This window comes from Streptococcus equinus (assembly GCF_900101445.1).
Classification (GTDB): Bacteria; Bacillota; Bacilli; order Lactobacillales; family Streptococcaceae; genus Streptococcus; species Streptococcus equinus_B.
This window is the reverse complement of sequence record NZ_FNKE01000003.1, coordinates 95136-112335: the sequence shown is the minus strand read 5'-3', so window position 1 is coordinate 112335 and position 17200 is coordinate 95136. Positions and strand designations below refer to the sequence as shown.

Genomic DNA, 17200 nt, shown 5'->3' with positions numbered 1-17200 from the left:
TTAAAGACACTATCCGCCATCAGGAATCCTTTAAACGGAAATTTAATCGCATGCCTTATGAGGAAATCGGTGATATTAGTCACTGTGTGCCCCAGGTATCTTTCTTTGAAGTGGCGGATTACGTGGCTTATCAGGATAGCTTAGCTCGTTTACGAAGAACATTGGGAAGAGAAGAGCGACAGAAGTTGGAAAAAGTGATTCGTGGGGAACGTTTTGAAGGGAAGAAAGCCTTCTTAAAAAGCATCAAACCCTATTTCTCAGATTTTAGACCATAAGAAAAGACCAGAGGATTCTGGTCTTTTGTCTATTCTTCTGCTCGGAAGAAGGATTTGTAAAGGGCACGAACGGCCTCTTTTTCGTGTTCTGTTTGAGTAACGAACATAACAGATACTTCGCTTGATCCTTGAGAAATCATTTCCAAGTTAATGTGTTTATCTGAGAGTGCTTTGGTTGCTGTTGCAGTGACACCAATGTGGTTTTTCATATCTTCACCAACAATCATGATGATTGACAGGTTGTGCTCGATATCGACTTCATCAACGCCAAGTTCACGAGTTAGATATGAAGTGATTTCTTGTTCTTTGATTGGTGTAAGTTCACGTTCACGAACGATGACTGACATGTCATCGATACCTGTTGGAATGTGTTCCCAACGGATATTTAGGTCTTCAAGAATTTGAAGGACTTTGCGACCAAAACCGACTTCTCGGTTCATAAGGTATTTAGACAAGTTGATACTTGCAAATTCGTCATCTGCTGCGATACCAATAACGGGAACAGTTGGTCCACTGTGTTTTAGTGTGATTCGAGTTCCTGGGTGCTCAGGGTTGTTTGTATTTTTGATGACGAGAGGAATTTTACCACGGTAAGCAGGAATAAGTGCTTCGTCGTGGAGCACTGAAAATCCAGCATAAGCAAGTTCACGCATTTCACGGTATGTTAATTCTTGGATTGTGTGAGGTTTGTGAACCACTCCTGGGTGGGCTGCAAAGATACCATCGACATCAGTAAAGTTTTCGTACAAGTCTGCTTTAACACCTGCAGCAACGATAGAACCTGAAATATCTGAACCACCACGTGAGAATGTACAGATTTGACCATCAACTGTTACACCAAAGAAACCAGGGATAACAAGGATTTCTTCTGAATCACGTAATTCTTCGAGTTTATCGTAGCTTGATGGAAGAATACGAGCATTTCCTGGTTCACTTGAAACAATGATACCTGCTTCTTTAGGGTGAACATAGCGTGCATTGAGGCCGTTTTTACGGAAAAATTCTGCTACGAGTTTAGCGTTATTATCCTCACCAGCTGCTAGGAATGTGTCATATAGAAATTCGTTACATTCAATAGGAAGTGTCGCTAGAGTTGTAATCGCACCTGCAATTTTGCTCATGATTGATGAGCTAAGACCAAGTTCATCTGCGATAGCTTGGTAACGGTTGATAATCCATTCTTGTGCAGCAGTGACATCATCACCTGAGGTGTAGTTCTTGTAGTACTTAATAAGAGCATCGGTTACCTTAGTATCTTCTGCGTTACGTTTTCCGGGTGCTGATACTACAACAAAACGTCGTTCGCTATCAGATTTCACAATATTCAAAACTTTTTTCAGTTGTTCAGCCGAAGCCAGTGAACTACCACCAAATTTGATTACTTTCATGACCTTCTCCACTTTTCTAAAATTTGTATACAATTATAGCAAAATTCTGAAAATTTGTCAGTAGTTTTTCAAATAAAAAGATAGTATAATAGAGGAATGGAAAAATTTAAAGCAATTATTTTTGATATGGATGGTGTCTTATTCGATACTGAAACCTTTTATTATCGTCGTCGTGAGAAGTTTTTGGCTGACAAAGGGATTAGTATAAAGCATTTACCACCTAGTTTCTTTATCGGCGGCAATATGAAACAAATTTGGCCTGATATTTTGCGTGATGATTTGGACAAATGGGATACTGATCAGCTGCAAAAAGAGTATTCTATTTACAAAAAAACGCATCCGCTTCCTTATAAAGACTTGATTTTTGAAGATACTTTTGAAGTGGTCAAAGGGCTTTTTGAGAAGGGGTACCGTTTAGGGCTTGCCTCTAGCTCAACTAAACATGATATTTTGAAAGCTCTTGAGGAAACACACTTAAGAGAGTATTTTTCAGTGATTTTGTCTGGTGAAGAATTTGAAAAAGGAAAACCACATCCTGCGATTTATCAAGAGGCAAGAAAACAACTTGGTTTTAACAATGACGAAACGCTAGTTATTGAAGACAGCGAAAAAGGAATTCAGGCTGGTGTTTCTGCCGATTTAGAGGTTTGGGCGATTGAAGATCAGTTATTTGATATGAACCAGAGTAAGGCAAGTCGTCTGGTAGATAATCTGACTCAAGTTATCGAAGACTTATCCAAATAATGATGTCAAAGTAGGATTAATCCTACTTTTTTTATATAATAGTTTGATGTTTAAAATATTAAAAAATCAAAGTAAATTGCTTAAAATGCCATTTTTTCTTGATTTATAAAGGAATAGTGTGCTAAAATAGCTGGTGCTAAATAGTTTAATAATCAAACTATTTTTATCACATCTGATGGAGGTAGGTAGATGTCTTTCGATAATGTGATTTATGAAAAGGGAGAAGTTGCAACTTTGACCCTGAATCGCCCAGATATTTCGAATGGTTTTAATATTCCAACTTGTCAAGAAATCCTTGAGGTTTTAGAACTTGCAAAAGCAGATGATGCTGTGAAAATTTTGGTCATCAAGGCAGTTGGTAAAGTCTTTTCAATTGGTGGTGACTTAGCAGAAATGCAACGTGCTGTTGAATCTGACAATGTTGAATCACTGGTTGAAATTGCAAGCTTGGTTAATAAAATTTCTTTTGCCATGAAAAAATTACCAAAGCCAGTTATTATGAGCGTAGATGGTGCAGTTGCTGGTGCGGCAGCTAATATGGCTGTTGCGGCGGATTTTGTGGTCGCAAGTGAAAAAGCCAAATTTATTCAAGCTTTTGTCGGAGTTGGGCTTGCTCCTGATGCTGGTGGTCTTTTCTTGATGAGTCGTGCTATTGGAACAACGCGTGCTGTTCAGCTAGCTATGACTGGTGAAGGAGTAAATGCTGAAAAAGCCTTCGACTATGGAATCGTTTATCGTTTGTGTGAGTCTGAAAAACTTGAACGTACTACAAATCAGTTAACGAAACGCCTGCTTCGCGGATCAATTAATTCATACCGTGCCATTAAAGAAATGTCTTGGAAAGCCCAATATGAAGGCTGGGAAGACTATACAAAACTTGAATTGCAACTTCAAGAAGAATTAGCATTTAAGGAAGATTTCAAAGAAGGTGTTCGTGCTTTTGCTGAAAAACGCCGTCCGAAATTTTCAGGAAAATAATGTAAATAATAGTTTGATTTTCAAATTATTTTTCCAGTTTGACCCGAAATACCTTGCAAAATATTTTGATGTTTGATATACTTTGATTGTCAAAGTTTATTTAGGAGGTGAAATCTTGGATTATAATAGAATTAATGAATATTTGGTTGATATTTTTAATCGTGTTCAGGTTATCGAAGAGACTAGTTTGCGAACAAGTCAATTCAACGATGTTTCATTAAAGGAAATGCATACCATTGAAATTATTGGTAAGAATTCTAATGTGACTCCAAGTGATATTGCACGTGAGTTGATGTTGACCCTCGGTACAATAACCACTAGTTTAAATAAGCTTGAGGCAAAAGGTTATATTGAAAGACGACGTTCAAAACTGGACCGTCGTGTGGTTCATTTAACTTTGACAAAAAAAGGAAGATTATTAGATAGGCTTCATCATAAATTCCATAAAAATATGGTTTCTCATATCGCTGAAGATATGAATGAAGAAGAACTAGAAGCTCTTTTGAGAGGGCTTAAAAATCTTCACAAGTTTCTTGAGGAGTTAATGTAATAATGGTATTTGCAAGAATTGCTCAGGCAGCAGCCTATGCCCCTGAACAAGTGATTACAAACGATGATTTGTCTGAAATCATGGACACCAGTGATGAATGGATTTCATCACGTACGGGAATTAGAAGACGACATATCACTCGAGATGAAACAACTAGTGATTTAGGGACGCAAGTTGCCAAGCAACTACTTTCAAAAGCTGGTTTGTCAGCTGAGGATATTGATTTCATCATTGTTGCAACAATTACCCCTGATAGTCTGATGCCGTCAACAGCAGCTCGTGTTCAAGGAAATATCGGTGCTGTTAATGCCTTTGCCATGGATGTGACAGCAGCATGTAGTGGCTTTGTGTTTGCTCTTTCGACTGCGGATAAATTTATTCAATCAGGTCTTTACAAACGTGGTATTGTCATTGGTGCTGAAACATTGTCAAAAACACTAGACTGGTCAGACAGAAGTACTTCTGTTTTATTTGGTGATGGAGCTGGTGGCGTTTTGCTTGAAGCAACAGAAACAAAACATTTCCTAGCAGAATCTTTAAATACTGATGGAAGTCGTGGTCTTAGCTTGACATCAGCCAAAGTTGGCTTGTCTTCACCATTTTCTGAAAAAGAAGAGGATGATAAATTCTTGAAAATGGATGGTAGAGCTATCTTTGATTTTGCAATCAGAGATGTGGCTAAGAGTATCAAGGCACTTATTGAAACTTCTGAGGTTTCAGCTGAAGACCTTGACTACTTGCTTTTGCATCAAGCTAATATTCGTATCTTGGATAAAATGGCTCGAAAAATGTCTATTGACCGAGATAAATTTTTGGCAAATATGATGGAATATGGTAATACCAGTGCGGCAAGTATTCCAATTCTCTTATCAGAGTCAGTGGATAAGGGACTTATCAAATTAGACGGTTCTCAGACAATTCTTCTATCTGGATTCGGTGGAGGTTTGACATGGGGAAGTCTAATTGTTAAAATCTAGTTACAAACTTGTGCATTATAGCATGAGATATTATATATATTTATTAAGGAGAAATTAATCATGGCAGTATTTGAAAAAGTACAAGAAATTATCGTTGAAGAACTTGGTAAAGAAGCAGAAGAAGTTAAATTGGAAACTACTTTCGATGAACTTGATGCTGACTCACTTGATGTTTTCCAAGTAATTTCTGAAATCGAAGATGCATTTGATATCCAAATCGAAACTGAAGAAGGTCTTAACACTGTAGGTGACTTGGTTGCTTACGTTGAAGAAAAAACAAAATAATGACATGGCTGGAGTTGGGATTAAAAACTAACTCCACTATATATTTAGTAGAAAGGGCTGTGGGATAGGTTGCTAGTAAGCGAAAACTTATCTTACTCCCTCTCTTCTTATTATGATAGTTTGACTATCAAATTATTATTTGGTAAAGACTAAGAAGGTTTAACATGAAAACACGTATTACAGAATTATTAAATATCAAATATCCAATTTTTCAAGGAGGTATGGCTTGGGTTGCCGATGGTGACTTGGCTGGTGCCGTTTCAAACGCTGGTGGTTTAGGTATTATCGGTGGTGGTAATGCCCCTAAAGAAGTTGTTAAAGCAAATATTGATAAGGTTAAACAAATTACTGATAAACCTTTTGGTGTTAATATTATGCTTTTGTCACCATTTGTTGATGACATCGTTGATCTTGTGATTGAAGAAGGGGTCAAAGTTGTCACAACTGGTGCTGGTAACCCAGGTAAATACATGGAACGTTTCCACGAAGCAGGTATCACTGTTATTCCAGTTGTTCCTAGTGTTGCGCTTGCAAAACGTATGGAAAAACTTGGTGCGGATGCCGTTATCGCTGAAGGTATGGAAGCTGGTGGTCACATCGGTAAATTGACAACAATGACTCTTGTGCGTCAAGTTGTTGATGCGGTTAATATTCCAGTTATTGGTGCTGGTGGTGTCGCTGATGGACGCGGTGTAGCAGCTGTCTTTATGCTTGGTGCTGAAGCCGTTCAAGTGGGAACTCGCTTTGCTGTTGCCAAAGAATCTAATGCTCACCAAAACTTCAAAGACAAAATCTTAAAAGCAAAAGATATTGATACGGTTATTTCTGCATCCGTTGTTGGACATCCAGTTCGTGCCGTTAAAAATAAATTGACAACATCATATGCCCACGCAGAGAAAGATTTCTTGGCTGGTCGCAAGACAAAAGAAGATATCGAAGTATTGGGAGCAGGTGCTTTGCGTAATGCTGTTGTTGATGGTGATGTTGTGACTGGTTCAGTCATGGCAGGACAAATCGCAGGTTTGATTCGTAAAGAAGAAACTTGTGAAGAAATCTTAAAAGATCTCTACTATGGAGCTCAAGAAGTTATCTTAGAAGAAGCTAAACGTTGGGCTGATATTGAGAAAGATTAAAATTTCTATTTAAATAAAAATCAAATTCCGTTTGGGAGGATTTAATGACGAAAACTGCCTTTTTATTTGCTGGTCAAGGGGCTCAAAAACTTGGAATGGCAAGTGATTTATATGAAAAATATCCTATTGTAAGGGAGACTTTTGATCAAGCTAGTTCTATTCTTGGCTATAATCTTCGTGATTTAATTGATAAGGAAGAAGATAAATTAAATCAAACACGCTATACACAGCCAGCTATTTTGACAACTTCTGTTGCGATTTATCGTTTATTGCAAGAGAAGGGCTTTAAAGCAGACATGGTTGCTGGGCTTTCACTTGGTGAGTATTCAGCCTTGGTAGCTTCAGGAGCTTTAAACTTTGAAGATGCTGTTGCTTTGGTGGCAAAACGTGGAGAATTTATGGAAACTGCAGCTCCAGCTGGAACTGGGAAAATGGTTGCTGTCATGAATACAGAAGCGTCTCTTATTGAAGAGATTTGTCAAAAAGCTTCTATTAAAGGTGTTGTGACACCAGCTAACTATAACACACCAGCACAGATTGTGATTGGTGGTGAAACTGAAGCTGTGAATTATGCTGTGGAATTGCTTAAGCAAGCTGGTGTGAAACGCTTGATTCCTTTAAAAGTTTCAGGACCTTTCCACACTGCTTTGTTGGCACCTGCTAGCAAACGTTTATCAGAAGTACTTGATAAAGTGACTTTTTCTGATTTTGAAATTCCTTTGATTGGAAATACAGAAGCTAAAGTTATGCAGTACGGCGATATCAAAGCTTTGCTTGCTAGACAAGTGAAAGAACCAGTTCGCTTTTACGATTCTATCGAGACAATGCGTAAGCTTGGCATGACAGAAGTTATTGAAATTGGTCCAGGTAAAGTTTTGAGTGGCTTCCTTCGTAAAATTGACAGAAGTATTCCAACGGCAAGTGTTGAAGACGAAGCAAGCTTAAGTGTTTTGCTAGAAAAATAGGAGATAGTCATGGATATCAAAAATAAGAATGTTTTTGTAACTGGGTCAACCCGCGGAATTGGTTTAGCTATTGCCCACCGTTTTGCAAGCCTTGGGGCTAACGTTGTGCTTAACGGTCGTTCAGAAATTTCAGCAGAATTGATTGATAGTTTTAAAGATTATCAAGTGAAAGTTGTTGCCATTTCTGGTGATGTGTCACAATTTGATGATGCTAAACGCATGGTTGATGAAGCTATCGCGGAACTTGGTTCTGTTGATATTTTGGTTAACAATGCTGGTATCACAAATGATAAATTGATGTTGAAAATGACTGAGGCTGACTTTGAATCAGTGCTTAAAGTTAATTTGACAGGTGCTTTCAACATGACGCAATCAGTCTTGAAACCGATGACGAGAGCGCGTCAGGGTGCTATCATTAATTTGTCTAGCGTTGTTGGTTTGACAGGAAATGTAGGTCAAGCAAACTATGCAGCTTCAAAAGCTGGTTTGATTGGTTTTACAAAATCAGTTGCGCGTGAAGTTGCAGCACGCGGAGTTCGCGTCAATGCCATTGCTCCTGGATTTATCGAGTCAGATATGACAGATGCGATTCCTGAAAAAATGCAAGAAGCTATTTTGGCAGGAATTCCGATGAAACGTATCGGTAAAGCTGAGGAAGTGGCAACAGTAGCAAGCTTCTTAGCTGAGCAAGAATACTTGACTGGACAAGTCATTGCAATTGATGGTGGTATGGCAATGTAAACTATTGTTTGCTTTGCTGTAATAGTTTAAAATTAGAAGTATAATTTCTCTTAAAAGGAGACAAAAATGACATTAAATAGAGTTGTAGTAACAGGTTACGGTTTAACATCCCCTATCGGAAATACACCAGAAGAATTCTGGAACAATCTTCATGATGGTAAAATTGGTATCGGACCAATTACTAAATTTGATAATTCTGAAATCCCAGTTCATAATGCTGGGGAAATCCATGATTTTCCTTTTGATAAATATTTTGTTCGGAAAGATAAAAACCGCATGGATCAATACTCACTTTATGCGATTTATGCGACTTTAGAAGCTCTTGAAAATGCAAAACTTGATATGGATACAGTTGATCGTGATCGTACTGGTGTTATCGTATCATCTGGTATCGGTGGTTTGCAAGAAATGCAAGAGCAAATCATTCGTATGCACGAAAAAGGTATCAAACGTATTCAACCAATGTTCATCCCTAAAGCTTTGTCAAACATGGCTGCTGGTAACATTGCTCTTCGTATTGGTGCGCGTGGTGTATGTAAATCAATCACAACTGCTTGTGCCTCATCTAACGATGCTATTGGTGAAGCATTCCGTGAAATCAAATTCGGTTACCATGATGTGATTCTTGCTGGTGGTGCTGAATCTACTATTAATGAAATTGGTATCGGTGGTTTCAATGCTTTGACTGCCCTTTCTACAACGGAAGACCCAGCTCGCTCTGCTATTCCATTTGATAAAGATCGTAATGGTTTTGTTATGGGTGAAGGTGCTGGTGTGCTTGTTCTTGAAAGTCTTGAACATGCTCAAAAACGCGGTGCAACAATTCTTGCTGAAGTTGTTGGTTATGGTAGCAACTGTGATGCTTACCACCAAACAACACCAACTCCTGATGGATCTGGTGCGGCAAAAGCTATTGAATTGGCTATCAAAGAAGCTGGCATTTCACCAGAAGATGTTGACTATGTTAACGCACACGGTACATCAACTCAAGCTAATGAAAAAGGTGAAAGCAAAGCTATCGTAACTGTCCTTGGTAAAGATGTTCCAGTATCTTCAACAAAATCATTCACAGGACACCTTCTTGGTGCTGCTGGTGCTGTTGAAGCTGTCGCAACTATCGAAGCTATTCGTCACAACTACATTCCAATGACTGCTGGTACTCGTGAATTATCAGAAGACATCGAAGCAAATGTAGTTTATGGACAAGGTCAAGAAGCAGAATTAGAATATGCCATTTCAAATACATTCGGATTTGGCGGACACAATGCTGTTCTAGCATTTAAACGTTGGGAGGCTTAAGCGTGAATATTTCTGAAGTAAAAGACTTGATGGCTCAATTTGACCAGTCAAGCCTACGTGAATTCTCATTTAAAACAGGTGAGTCTGAATTAACATTTAGTAAAAATGAATACACTGCGCCTGTAGCACCAGTTGCTGCAGCAGCACCTGTTTCAGCTCCTGTTGAAGTGGCTGCGGCACAAGCACCACAAGCAGCAGCACCTGCTGAGGCTGAAGTAGCAGCTGATACTGATATTTTTGCTGAAGGTGAAGAAGTACCAAGCCCACTTGTTGGGGTAGCTTACCTTGCACCAGCTCCAGATAAACCAGCCTTTGTATCAGTTGGTGATGCTGTTAAAAAAGGTCAAACTTTGTTAATCATTGAAGCTATGAAGGTCATGAATGAAATTCCAGCTCCAAAAGATGGTATCGTGACAGAAGTGATGGTAAATAACGAAGACGTTGTTGAATTTGGACAAGGATTGGTACGTATTAAATGATTGATATTAAACAAATTCGTGAAGCTCTACCACACCGTTACCCAATGCTTTTGGTTGACCGTGTGCTTGAAGTGAGTGATGATGAAATTGTTGCTGTAAAAAATGTGACAATCAATGAACCATTTTTCAATGGTCACTTTCCAGAATACCCTGTTATGCCAGGGGTTCTCATCATGGAAGCTCTTGCTCAAACAGCAGGTGTTCTAGAACTTTCAAAAGAAGAAAATAAAGGGAAATTGGTCTTTTACGCTGGAATGGATAAAGTTCGTTTCAAAAAACAAGTTGTTCCAGGTGACCAATTGATTATGACAGCGAAATTTGTCAAACGCCGCGGCACTATTGCTGTGGTTGAGGCAAAAGCAGAAGTTGATGGGAAATTAGCAGCTTCTGGCACATTGACGTTTGCTATTGGTAGTTAAGAAATAGTAGTTTAACGTAAACTGTGACAAAAAAAGAATTTTGACTGGAATGCTAAGGCATTCCAAATAGGAGGAAAAAGCAGACGTATGTTTAAAAAGATATTAATTGCCAATCGTGGAGAAATTGCGGTGCGAATTATTCGTGCGGCACGTGAATTGGGAATCAATACGGTAGCTGTCTATTCTGAAGCTGATAAAAATTCTTTGCATACGATTTTGGCTGATGAAGCAATTTGTATCGGTCCAGCTCGTTCGACAGACTCTTATCTTAATATGAATGCCGTCTTGTCAGCTGCTATTGTAACAGGTGCTGAAGCCATTCACCCTGGATTTGGTTTTTTGAGTGAAAACTCAAAATTTGCAACTATGTGTGAAGAAATGCACATCAAATTTATCGGACCAAGTGCTGAAATCATGGATAAAATGGGGGACAAAATCAATGCCCGTGCTGAAATGATCGCAGCTAATGTCCCTGTTATTCCTGGATCAGACGGTGAAGTCTTTACGGCAGATCAAGCGCTTGAAGTTGCTGAAAAACTTGGCTATCCAGTGATGCTAAAAGCTTCAGCTGGTGGAGGCGGTAAAGGAATCCGTAAAGTTGAATCAGCTCAAGACCTTGTTCCAGCTTTTGAGTCAGCTTCACAGGAGGCTTTGGCAGCTTTTGGTAATGGTGCCATGTACATTGAAAAAGTGGTTTACCCAGCTCGCCATATCGAGGTTCAAATTTTAGGGGACTCTCACGGTAATGTGGTTCACCTTGGTGAACGTGACTGTTCGCTTCAACGTAATAACCAAAAAGTGCTTGAAGAAAGTCCATCCATTGCTATCGGTAAAACCCTTCGTGGTAAGATTGGTGATGCAGCCGTACGTGCAGCGAAAGCCGTTGGTTATGAGAATGCTGGTACGATTGAATTCTTGCTTGATGAAAAGACATCACAATTCTACTTCATGGAAATGAATACACGTGTTCAAGTTGAGCACCCTGTAACAGAATTCGTCACTGGTGTTGATATTGTCAAAGAACAAATTCGTATTGCAGCAGGGCAAGAATTGTCTGTGACACAAGACGATATTAAAATCACTGGTCATGCTATCGAATGTCGTATCAATGCTGAAAATCCGAAATTTAACTTTGCACCAAGTCCTGGTAAAATCACTGACTTGTATTTGCCAAGCGGTGGTGTGGGCTTACGTGTGGATTCTGCGGTTTATCATGGCTACACTATTCCACCATATTATGACAGTATGATTGCAAAAATCATCGTTCATGGTGAAAATCGTTTTGATGCTTTGATGAAAATGCAACGTGCCCTTTATGAATTGGAAATTGAAGGTGTGACAACAAACGTTGAATTCCAAATGGATTTGATTTGTGATGAGCATGTGATTGCAGGGGATTATGATACTTCATTCTTGATGGAGACATTCTTACCAAACTACAATAAGGAAAATGATTAGGAGATTTCATGGCTTTATTTAGTAAAAAAGATAAGTACATCCGAATTACTCCCAATAACTCTATTAAACAAGCGGAACCTCGCGAAGTTCCTGAGGTTCCTGATGAATTATTTGCTAAGTGTCCAGCTTGTAAGCACATGATTTATCAAAAAGACTTAGGGGTTGCAAAGATTTGTCCAGCTTGTTCTTATAACTTCCGTATTTCTGCTAAAGAACGTTTGGCGATTACAGTAGATGAAGGGAGCTTTGAAGAACACTTTACTGGGCTTGAAACAAGTGACCCACTTAAGTTTCCTGGTTATCAGGAAAAATTAGCTAAAATGCGTGAAAAGACTGGTCTTGAAGAGGCTGTCGTGACTGGTAAAGCTATGATTAAAGGGGAAAAAGTAGCGCTTGCTATCATGGATTCTAACTTTATCATGGCTTCAATGGGAACAGTCGTCGGCGAAAAAATCACGCGTTTATTTGAAATGGCGACTACTGAAAAACTACCTGTTGTCATCTTTACAGCGTCAGGTGGTGCTCGTATGCAAGAAGGTATCATGAGTTTGATGCAAATGGCAAAAATTTCAGCTGCTGTTAAACGTCACTCTGAAGCTGGTTTATTCTATTTGACAATCTTGACTGACCCTACAACAGGAGGGGTGACAGCAAGTTTTGCCATGGAAGGTGACATTATTCTAGCAGAACCGCAAGCCTTGGTTGGTTTTGCCGGTCGTCGTGTTATTGAGACAACAGTGCGCGAAAACTTACCTGAAGATTTCCAAAGAGCAGAGTTTCTTTTGGAACATGGTTTTGTGGATGCCATTGTTAAACGTACAGAAATGCCAGACACAATTGCTAAATTAGTTGCGTTTCATGGAGGTGCCAAATGAGTAGCGACGTATCAAGAATTTTGAAAGAAGCGCGTGATCAAGGGCGTTTGACAACCTTGGAATATGCTAATTTGATTTTTGATGACTTTATGGAACTTCATGGAGATCGTCATTTTGCTGATGACGGAGCAATCGTTGGGGGAATTGCTCGACTTGCAGGTCGTCCTGTGACAGTTATTGGTATTCAAAAAGGGAAAAATTTACAGGAGAATCTAAAACGCAATTTCGGTCAACCGAATCCAGAAGGTTACCGCAAGGCGCTTCGCTTGATGAAACAAGCTGAAAAATTCGGTCGTCCTGTCGTTACTTTCATCAATACTGCTGGAGCTTATCCAGGTGTTGGTGCGGAAGAACGCGGACAAGGTGAAGCAATTGCGCGTAACTTGCTTGAGATGAGCGATCTTAAGGTGCCGATTATTGCTATTATCATTGGAGAAGGCGGCTCTGGTGGTGCTTTAGCACTCGCTGTAGCTGATAAGGTTTGGATGCTTGAACACAGCATGTATGCGATTTTGAGCCCAGAAGGCTTTGCCTCAATCCTTTGGAAAGATGGTTCACGTGCAACTGAAGCAGCAGAACTGATGAAAATAACAGCTGGAGAACTTTACAATATGGGAGTTATCGATAAAGTGATTCCAGAACATGGTTATTTCTCAAGTGAAATCGTTGAGATGATTAAGACAAATCTTATTTCTGAACTAGAGGAGCTTAGCCAACTTCCTTTGGACCAATTAATTGAAAATCGTTATCAACGCTTTAGAAAATTTTAAAAATCCCACATTGTACTAGCCTCAAGTCATAGAAATCATTTTCTTGATTTTGAGGATGGTTCAAAGGGGATTTTTTCTTATACAAAAAAACACCTGCTAATCAAGTGATTAGTAGGTGTTTTAGGTTTATTATTTAGGTGAGATAACTTCAGCTCCACCCATGTATGGACGAAGTACTTCTGGAATTGTTACAGAACCATCTTCGTTTTGGTAGTTTTCAAGAATAGCAGCAACTGTACGTCCAACTGCAAGACCTGAACCGTTAAGTGTGTGAAGAAGTTTAACTTTACCATCAGCTTCGTCACGGTAACGGATTTGCGCACGACGTGCTTGGAAGTCTTCAGTATTTGAACAGCTTGAGATTTCACGGTAAGTGTTTTGAGCTGGAATCCAAACTTCTAGGTCGTAAGTTTTAGCAGCTGAGAATCCCATGTCTCCAGTACATAGTGTGATAACGCGGTATGGCAAACCAAGTTTTTGAAGAATGTTTTCAGCGTTAGCAACCATTTTTTCCAATTCATCGTATGAAGTTTCTGGTTTAGAGAATTTAACCATTTCAACTTTGTGGAATTGGTGAAGACGAATCAAACCACGTGTGTCACGACCAGCTGAACCAGCTTCTGAACGGAATGATGGGCTCATAGCTGTGAAGTAAACTGGAAGTTCTTTACCGTCAAGGATTTCACCACGGTAGTAGTTTGTAAGTGGGACTTCAGCAGTTGGGATAAGAACGTAGTCAGAATCAGCCAATTCAAATGTATCTTCTTTGAATTTTGGATATTGACCAGTACCAAACATAGAGTCGTGGTTTACCATGTATGGAGGAATAACTTCTGTGTAGCCTTCTTTTGCGTGTTCATCCAACATGAAGTTGTAGATAGCGCGTTCTAGGCGAGCTCCAAGACCCTTGTAGAATAGGAAACGAGAACCAGTAACTTTTGCACCACGTTCCCAATCAAGGATGTCAAGGTCTTCACCAAGATCCCAGTGAGCTTTGATATCAAAGTCAAATTCACGAGGTGTTCCCCAACGACGAACTTCAACGTTTTCGTCTTCGTCAGCACCAACAGGAACATCAGCAGCTGGGATGTTTGGAAGTGTTGCTGTGAATTCAGATAATTTTTCATCGATTTCAGCTAGTTCAGCGTCAGTAGCTTTGATGTCTGCTGACAATTTTTGCATTGCAGCGATTTGTTCAGAAGCGTCTTCTTTGTTGCGTTTTGCTTGAGCGATAGCTGCAGAAGCAGTGTTACGTTCAGCTTTAGCTGATTCAGATTTAACAAGCAATTCACGACGTTTGTCGTCAAGTTCTTTAAGTTCAGCAAGTTTTTCAGCAGCAACGCCACGTGTAGCTAATTTTTTAGCGACTTCGTCGAAATCGTTACGAATACGTTTGATGTCTAACATAAGTTTCCTCCAGTTTTTTTAGCGCTCATAGGGTTAGCTGTGCCCAGATGAACAAAAAGCACAGCATGTTAACTGCTGGAGCGCAATCGCGCGGTTCCATCCAGCTTCACATCCTGTGCACTTAATTTCTATTTTTAATTGATATAACGGTAGAATTTCAGACCTGTCGCTCTATCTGCTCACAGCAACCGCAGACTTTCTGAAAGAGCTCCACTCTTACTTATCCGTACTACTTATTATACTAGATTTATTTCTTTTTGACAAATCCTGTTAGTTTTTTCATAAGGACTTGAACAAGTGTAAGCATACGAACAACTTTGTCGTTTCCGATATGCTGGCGAGCCACTTTTAAGATTTTTCCTGAGTCTTTTGAAGCAAAAAGGAATTTTCCTTTGTCTGTGAAGACTTCAAAGTGACGGCTGACTTTGTTACGAGAAACGTTAGCGCCGATTTTTTCGATGTTTTCCCAAGGAATTTGGATATAATCTTCGACGTTAGCGTCGCTATAAAATTCAAGACCTTTGTTACCGAGAAGGAATTTGCCAACTTTTCCTCCCATGCCAAGGTAAGAAACACCAGTAGTCGTTAATTCCACGGTAGAGTTAAGTGATTGTGCCATGTAATCTCCTCTGAATTAGCTTTTAGTCTATTATAACATAATAAAAAAAGAAGGACCGAAATCCTTCCTTTCTTTCATTACATGATTCCGAAGAAACGAGCGATGATACCAACGATGAACAATCCGATGATGATTGTGATTGGAGAAACTTTTTTCTTAAGCAACCACATGCAAAGGAATGTAAGAGCAAGTCCCATCAAACCAGGAATCAATGAGTTCAATTGACCTTGAAGTGTGTTAGCTTTTTCTGGTGAAAGGCTAAGTCCATCAGCCACTTTACCAAGAATACCTTGGAGTTCAGTACCAGTTACGTTTCCTTTAGGGAATTCGATATAAGCACCTTCTGAAAGTTTAGTTGAAGGAAGATCAACAGTGAAGTTAATTGATACCCAACGTTCAACCAAGACAGCCAAGATGAACATACCAAGGATTGAAGCACCTTTAGTGATTTTTTGGATGATACCACCTGAAAGGTCTTTTGTGATTTCAGAACCAGCTTTGTAACCAAGTTCTTGAGTGTACCACAAGAATGCCATACGGATGATGTTCCATCCGAAGAAGAATAGAAGTGGACCAACGATGTTACCTGCCATAGCAAGTGAAGCACCAAGGGCACCAAGGATAGGACGAACTGTAAACCAGAAGACTGGGTCACCAACACCAGCAAGAGGTCCCATCATACCGATTTTAACCCCTTGGATAGCTGTATCATCAATTTCAGCACCATTTGCACGTTCTTCTTCAAGGGCAAGAGTTACACCGATGATTGGAGCAGCAACGTATGGGTGAGTATTGAAGAATTCCAAGTGACGTTCAAGAGCAGCAGCTCGGTCTTCTTTAGATGTATAAAGTTTTTTGATGGCAGGGATCAAAGCGTATGCCCAACCCAAGTTTTGCATACGTTCGTAGTTCCAAGAACCTTGTAGGAAAGTAGAACGCCACCAAACTTTTTGACGATCAGATTTTGATAATTGAAGTTTTTCAGCCATGTTTGTACCCCTTTCTAGTAGTCTTCCAAGATGTCGCCGATTGGGTCACCAGAACCTGAAACAGTTCCGCCACCATTTCCACCTTTTTCTGAAAGGTTAAGGTAGATGAATGCAAGAGCAACACCAATTGTACCAAGGGCGATAAGAGTAAGGTCAGAGATAGCGGCAACGGCAAAACCGATAGCGAAGAAAGGCCATACTTCGCTTGTAGCCATCATGTTGATAACCATAGCGTAACCTACGGCAACAACCATACCACCACCGACAGCCATACCACCTGACAACCAGTCTGGCATAGCGTTAAGGATAGATTGTACTGCTGAAGTTGGTACTGCAAGAAGAAGAGCAGCAGGAACAGCAATACGAAGACCTTGAAGGAATAGAGCTACCAAGTGAGTACGTTCAACTGCAGCGATGTTACCGTCTTTAGCGGCAGCGTCAGCACCGTGAACAAGGGCAACAGAAGCAGTACGAACAAGCATAGTAAGGAAAAGACCTGCAACGGCAAGAGGGATAGCTGTTGCTGTTGCAACTGCGATACCTTTAGAAGTGAAGTCTCCACCTTTAACCATGATGATAGCAGCAGCTACAGAAGCAAGGGCAGCATCAGGCGCAACAGCGGCACCAATGTTAGCCCAACCAAGAGCGATCATTTGTAGAGAACCGCCAAGGATGATACCTGCTTCAAGGTTACCAGTAACAAGACCGATAAGTGTGCAGGCAACTAGTGGTTGGTGGAATTGGAATTCGTCAAGGATACCTTCAAGACCAGCGAAGAAGGCAACTACAACGACTAAAATCATAGAAATAACTGACATTATTCTAGTTCCTTTCGTTTATAAAAGTTTT

At 39.9% G+C, this 17200-nt stretch carries 19 protein-coding genes and 1 pseudogene; 15 read left to right on the top strand and 5 right to left on the bottom strand.

Going from position 1 to position 17200, the window contains the following annotated elements; translation table 11 throughout:
* Positions 1–275: pseudogene (locus BLR83_RS09170) on the top strand (sigma-70 family RNA polymerase sigma factor); the annotation flags it as partial.
* 29 nt (positions 276–304) lie between these two features.
* On the opposite strand, the gene BLR83_RS09165 reads toward BLR83_RS09170, so the two are convergent.
* Entirely contained in the window at positions 305–1663 is a 1359-nt protein-coding gene (locus BLR83_RS09165) for an aspartate kinase (RefSeq protein ID WP_074561353.1), read from the bottom strand.
* Positions 1664–1759: 96 nt separating this feature from the next.
* Here BLR83_RS09165 and BLR83_RS09160 point away from each other — a divergent pair, with 96 nt between their 5' ends.
* The 14 genes from BLR83_RS09160 (at position 1760) to BLR83_RS09095 (ending at position 13336) form a co-directional block, all read left to right on the top strand.
* Positions 1760–2407 carry an HAD family hydrolase gene (locus BLR83_RS09160; RefSeq protein WP_074561352.1) on the top strand — a complete coding sequence of 216 codons (648 nt, stop codon included), beginning with the start codon at positions 1760–1762 and terminating at the stop codon, positions 2405–2407.
* Between the two features lie 189 nt (positions 2408–2596).
* Positions 2597–3385, top strand: a complete 789-nt coding sequence (locus BLR83_RS09155; RefSeq protein WP_074561351.1) for an enoyl-CoA hydratase — start codon at positions 2597–2599, stop codon at positions 3383–3385.
* A 115-nt stretch (positions 3386–3500) separates the two neighbouring features.
* Positions 3501–3935: a fatty acid biosynthesis transcriptional regulator FabT gene (locus BLR83_RS09150; protein WP_039695988.1), complete on the top strand. Its 435-nt coding sequence runs from the start codon at positions 3501–3503 to the stop codon at positions 3933–3935.
* A 2-nt stretch (positions 3936–3937) separates the two neighbouring features.
* A complete protein-coding gene (locus BLR83_RS09145) occupies positions 3938–4912 on the top strand; it encodes a beta-ketoacyl-ACP synthase III (RefSeq protein ID WP_074561350.1) in 975 nt (324 codons plus the stop codon).
* Positions 4913–4972: 60 nt separating this feature from the next.
* Entirely contained in the window at positions 4973–5197 is a 225-nt protein-coding gene (locus BLR83_RS09140) for an acyl carrier protein (protein ID WP_006531079.1), read from the top strand.
* 164 nt (positions 5198–5361) lie between these two features.
* Positions 5362–6330: an enoyl-[acyl-carrier-protein] reductase FabK gene (fabK, locus tag BLR83_RS09135; protein WP_074561349.1), complete on the top strand. Its 969-nt coding sequence runs from the start codon at positions 5362–5364 to the stop codon at positions 6328–6330.
* A 44-nt stretch (positions 6331–6374) separates the two neighbouring features.
* A complete protein-coding gene (gene fabD / locus BLR83_RS09130; RefSeq protein WP_039695984.1) occupies positions 6375–7295 on the top strand; it encodes an ACP S-malonyltransferase in 921 nt (306 codons plus the stop codon).
* A gap of 9 nt (positions 7296–7304) precedes the next feature.
* Positions 7305–8036, top strand: a complete 732-nt coding sequence (gene fabG / locus BLR83_RS09125; protein WP_074561348.1) for a 3-oxoacyl-[acyl-carrier-protein] reductase — start codon at positions 7305–7307, stop codon at positions 8034–8036.
* Between the two features lie 66 nt (positions 8037–8102).
* Positions 8103–9335, top strand: coding sequence for a beta-ketoacyl-ACP synthase II (gene fabF, locus BLR83_RS09120; protein ID WP_006531083.1), 1233 nt, complete (start codon positions 8103–8105; stop codon positions 9333–9335).
* A 2-nt stretch (positions 9336–9337) separates the two neighbouring features.
* Positions 9338–9814, top strand: a complete 477-nt coding sequence (gene accB / locus BLR83_RS09115) for an acetyl-CoA carboxylase biotin carboxyl carrier protein (protein WP_074561347.1) — start codon at positions 9338–9340, stop codon at positions 9812–9814.
* Positions 9811–10233 carry a 3-hydroxyacyl-ACP dehydratase FabZ gene (gene fabZ / locus BLR83_RS09110; RefSeq protein WP_003067515.1) on the top strand — a complete coding sequence of 141 codons (423 nt, stop codon included), beginning with the start codon at positions 9811–9813 and terminating at the stop codon, positions 10231–10233. The genes accB and fabZ overlap by 4 nt, the downstream gene beginning before the upstream one ends.
* 87 nt (positions 10234–10320) lie before the next feature.
* Entirely contained in the window at positions 10321–11691 is a 1371-nt protein-coding gene (locus BLR83_RS09105; protein WP_074561346.1) for an acetyl-CoA carboxylase biotin carboxylase subunit, read from the top strand.
* An 8-nt stretch (positions 11692–11699) separates the two neighbouring features.
* The gene (accD, locus tag BLR83_RS09100) at positions 11700–12566 is read left to right on the top strand and encodes an acetyl-CoA carboxylase, carboxyltransferase subunit beta (RefSeq protein WP_074561345.1); all 867 of its coding nucleotides are present in this window, start codon (positions 11700–11702) and stop codon (positions 12564–12566) included.
* Positions 12563–13336 carry an acetyl-CoA carboxylase carboxyl transferase subunit alpha gene (locus tag BLR83_RS09095; RefSeq protein WP_074561344.1) on the top strand — a complete coding sequence of 258 codons (774 nt, stop codon included), beginning with the start codon at positions 12563–12565 and terminating at the stop codon, positions 13334–13336. The genes accD and BLR83_RS09095 overlap by 4 nt, the downstream gene beginning before the upstream one ends.
* Positions 13337–13465: 129 nt before the next feature.
* Here BLR83_RS09095 and serS read toward each other — a convergent pair whose 3' ends face one another.
* The 4 genes from serS to BLR83_RS09075 form a co-directional block, all read right to left on the bottom strand.
* Entirely contained in the window at positions 13466–14743 is a 1278-nt protein-coding gene (gene serS / locus BLR83_RS09090) for a serine--tRNA ligase (protein ID WP_039695976.1), read from the bottom strand.
* A gap of 247 nt (positions 14744–14990) precedes the next feature.
* Complete coding sequence (locus tag BLR83_RS09085; RefSeq protein WP_003067503.1) at positions 14991–15362, bottom strand: DUF956 family protein; 372 nt, start codon at positions 15360–15362, stop codon at positions 14991–14993.
* A gap of 77 nt (positions 15363–15439) precedes the next feature.
* Positions 15440–16351, bottom strand: a complete 912-nt coding sequence (locus BLR83_RS09080) for a PTS system mannose/fructose/sorbose family transporter subunit IID (RefSeq protein WP_039695974.1) — start codon at positions 16349–16351, stop codon at positions 15440–15442.
* A gap of 14 nt (positions 16352–16365) precedes the next feature.
* Positions 16366–17169, bottom strand: a complete 804-nt coding sequence (locus BLR83_RS09075) for a PTS mannose/fructose/sorbose transporter subunit IIC (protein WP_074561343.1) — start codon at positions 17167–17169, stop codon at positions 16366–16368.
* Between the last annotated feature and the right edge of the window lie 31 nt (positions 17170–17200).

Coding starts and splice junctions, on each gene's coding strand:
- fabD (WP_039695984.1), top strand. CDS start 6,375: ATGACGAAAACTGCCTTTTTATTTGCTGGTCAAGGGGCTCAAAAACTT.
- accD (WP_074561345.1), top strand. CDS start 11,700: ATGGCTTTATTTAGTAAAAAAGATAAGTACATCCGAATTACTCCCAAT.
- BLR83_RS09145 (WP_074561350.1), top strand. CDS start 3,938: ATGGTATTTGCAAGAATTGCTCAGGCAGCAGCCTATGCCCCTGAACAA.
- BLR83_RS09105 (WP_074561346.1), top strand. CDS start 10,321: ATGTTTAAAAAGATATTAATTGCCAATCGTGGAGAAATTGCGGTGCGA.
- BLR83_RS09095 (WP_074561344.1), top strand. CDS start 12,563: ATGAGTAGCGACGTATCAAGAATTTTGAAAGAAGCGCGTGATCAAGGG.
- BLR83_RS09075 (WP_074561343.1), bottom strand. CDS start 17,169: ATGTCAGTTATTTCTATGATTTTAGTCGTTGTAGTTGCCTTCTTCGCT.
- fabG (WP_074561348.1), top strand. CDS start 7,305: ATGGATATCAAAAATAAGAATGTTTTTGTAACTGGGTCAACCCGCGGA.
- fabF (WP_006531083.1), top strand. CDS start 8,103: ATGACATTAAATAGAGTTGTAGTAACAGGTTACGGTTTAACATCCCCT.
- BLR83_RS09080 (WP_039695974.1), bottom strand. CDS start 16,351: ATGGCTGAAAAACTTCAATTATCAAAATCTGATCGTCAAAAAGTTTGG.
- BLR83_RS09160 (WP_074561352.1), top strand. CDS start 1,760: ATGGAAAAATTTAAAGCAATTATTTTTGATATGGATGGTGTCTTATTC.
- fabZ (WP_003067515.1), top strand. CDS start 9,811: ATGATTGATATTAAACAAATTCGTGAAGCTCTACCACACCGTTACCCA.
- BLR83_RS09165 (WP_074561353.1), bottom strand. CDS start 1,663: ATGAAAGTAATCAAATTTGGTGGTAGTTCACTGGCTTCGGCTGAACAA.
- serS (WP_039695976.1), bottom strand. CDS start 14,743: ATGTTAGACATCAAACGTATTCGTAACGATTTCGACGAAGTCGCTAAA.
- BLR83_RS09085 (WP_003067503.1), bottom strand. CDS start 15,362: ATGGCACAATCACTTAACTCTACCGTGGAATTAACGACTACTGGTGTT.
- BLR83_RS09140 (WP_006531079.1), top strand. CDS start 4,973: ATGGCAGTATTTGAAAAAGTACAAGAAATTATCGTTGAAGAACTTGGT.
- BLR83_RS09155 (WP_074561351.1), top strand. CDS start 2,597: ATGTCTTTCGATAATGTGATTTATGAAAAGGGAGAAGTTGCAACTTTG.
- fabK (WP_074561349.1), top strand. CDS start 5,362: ATGAAAACACGTATTACAGAATTATTAAATATCAAATATCCAATTTTT.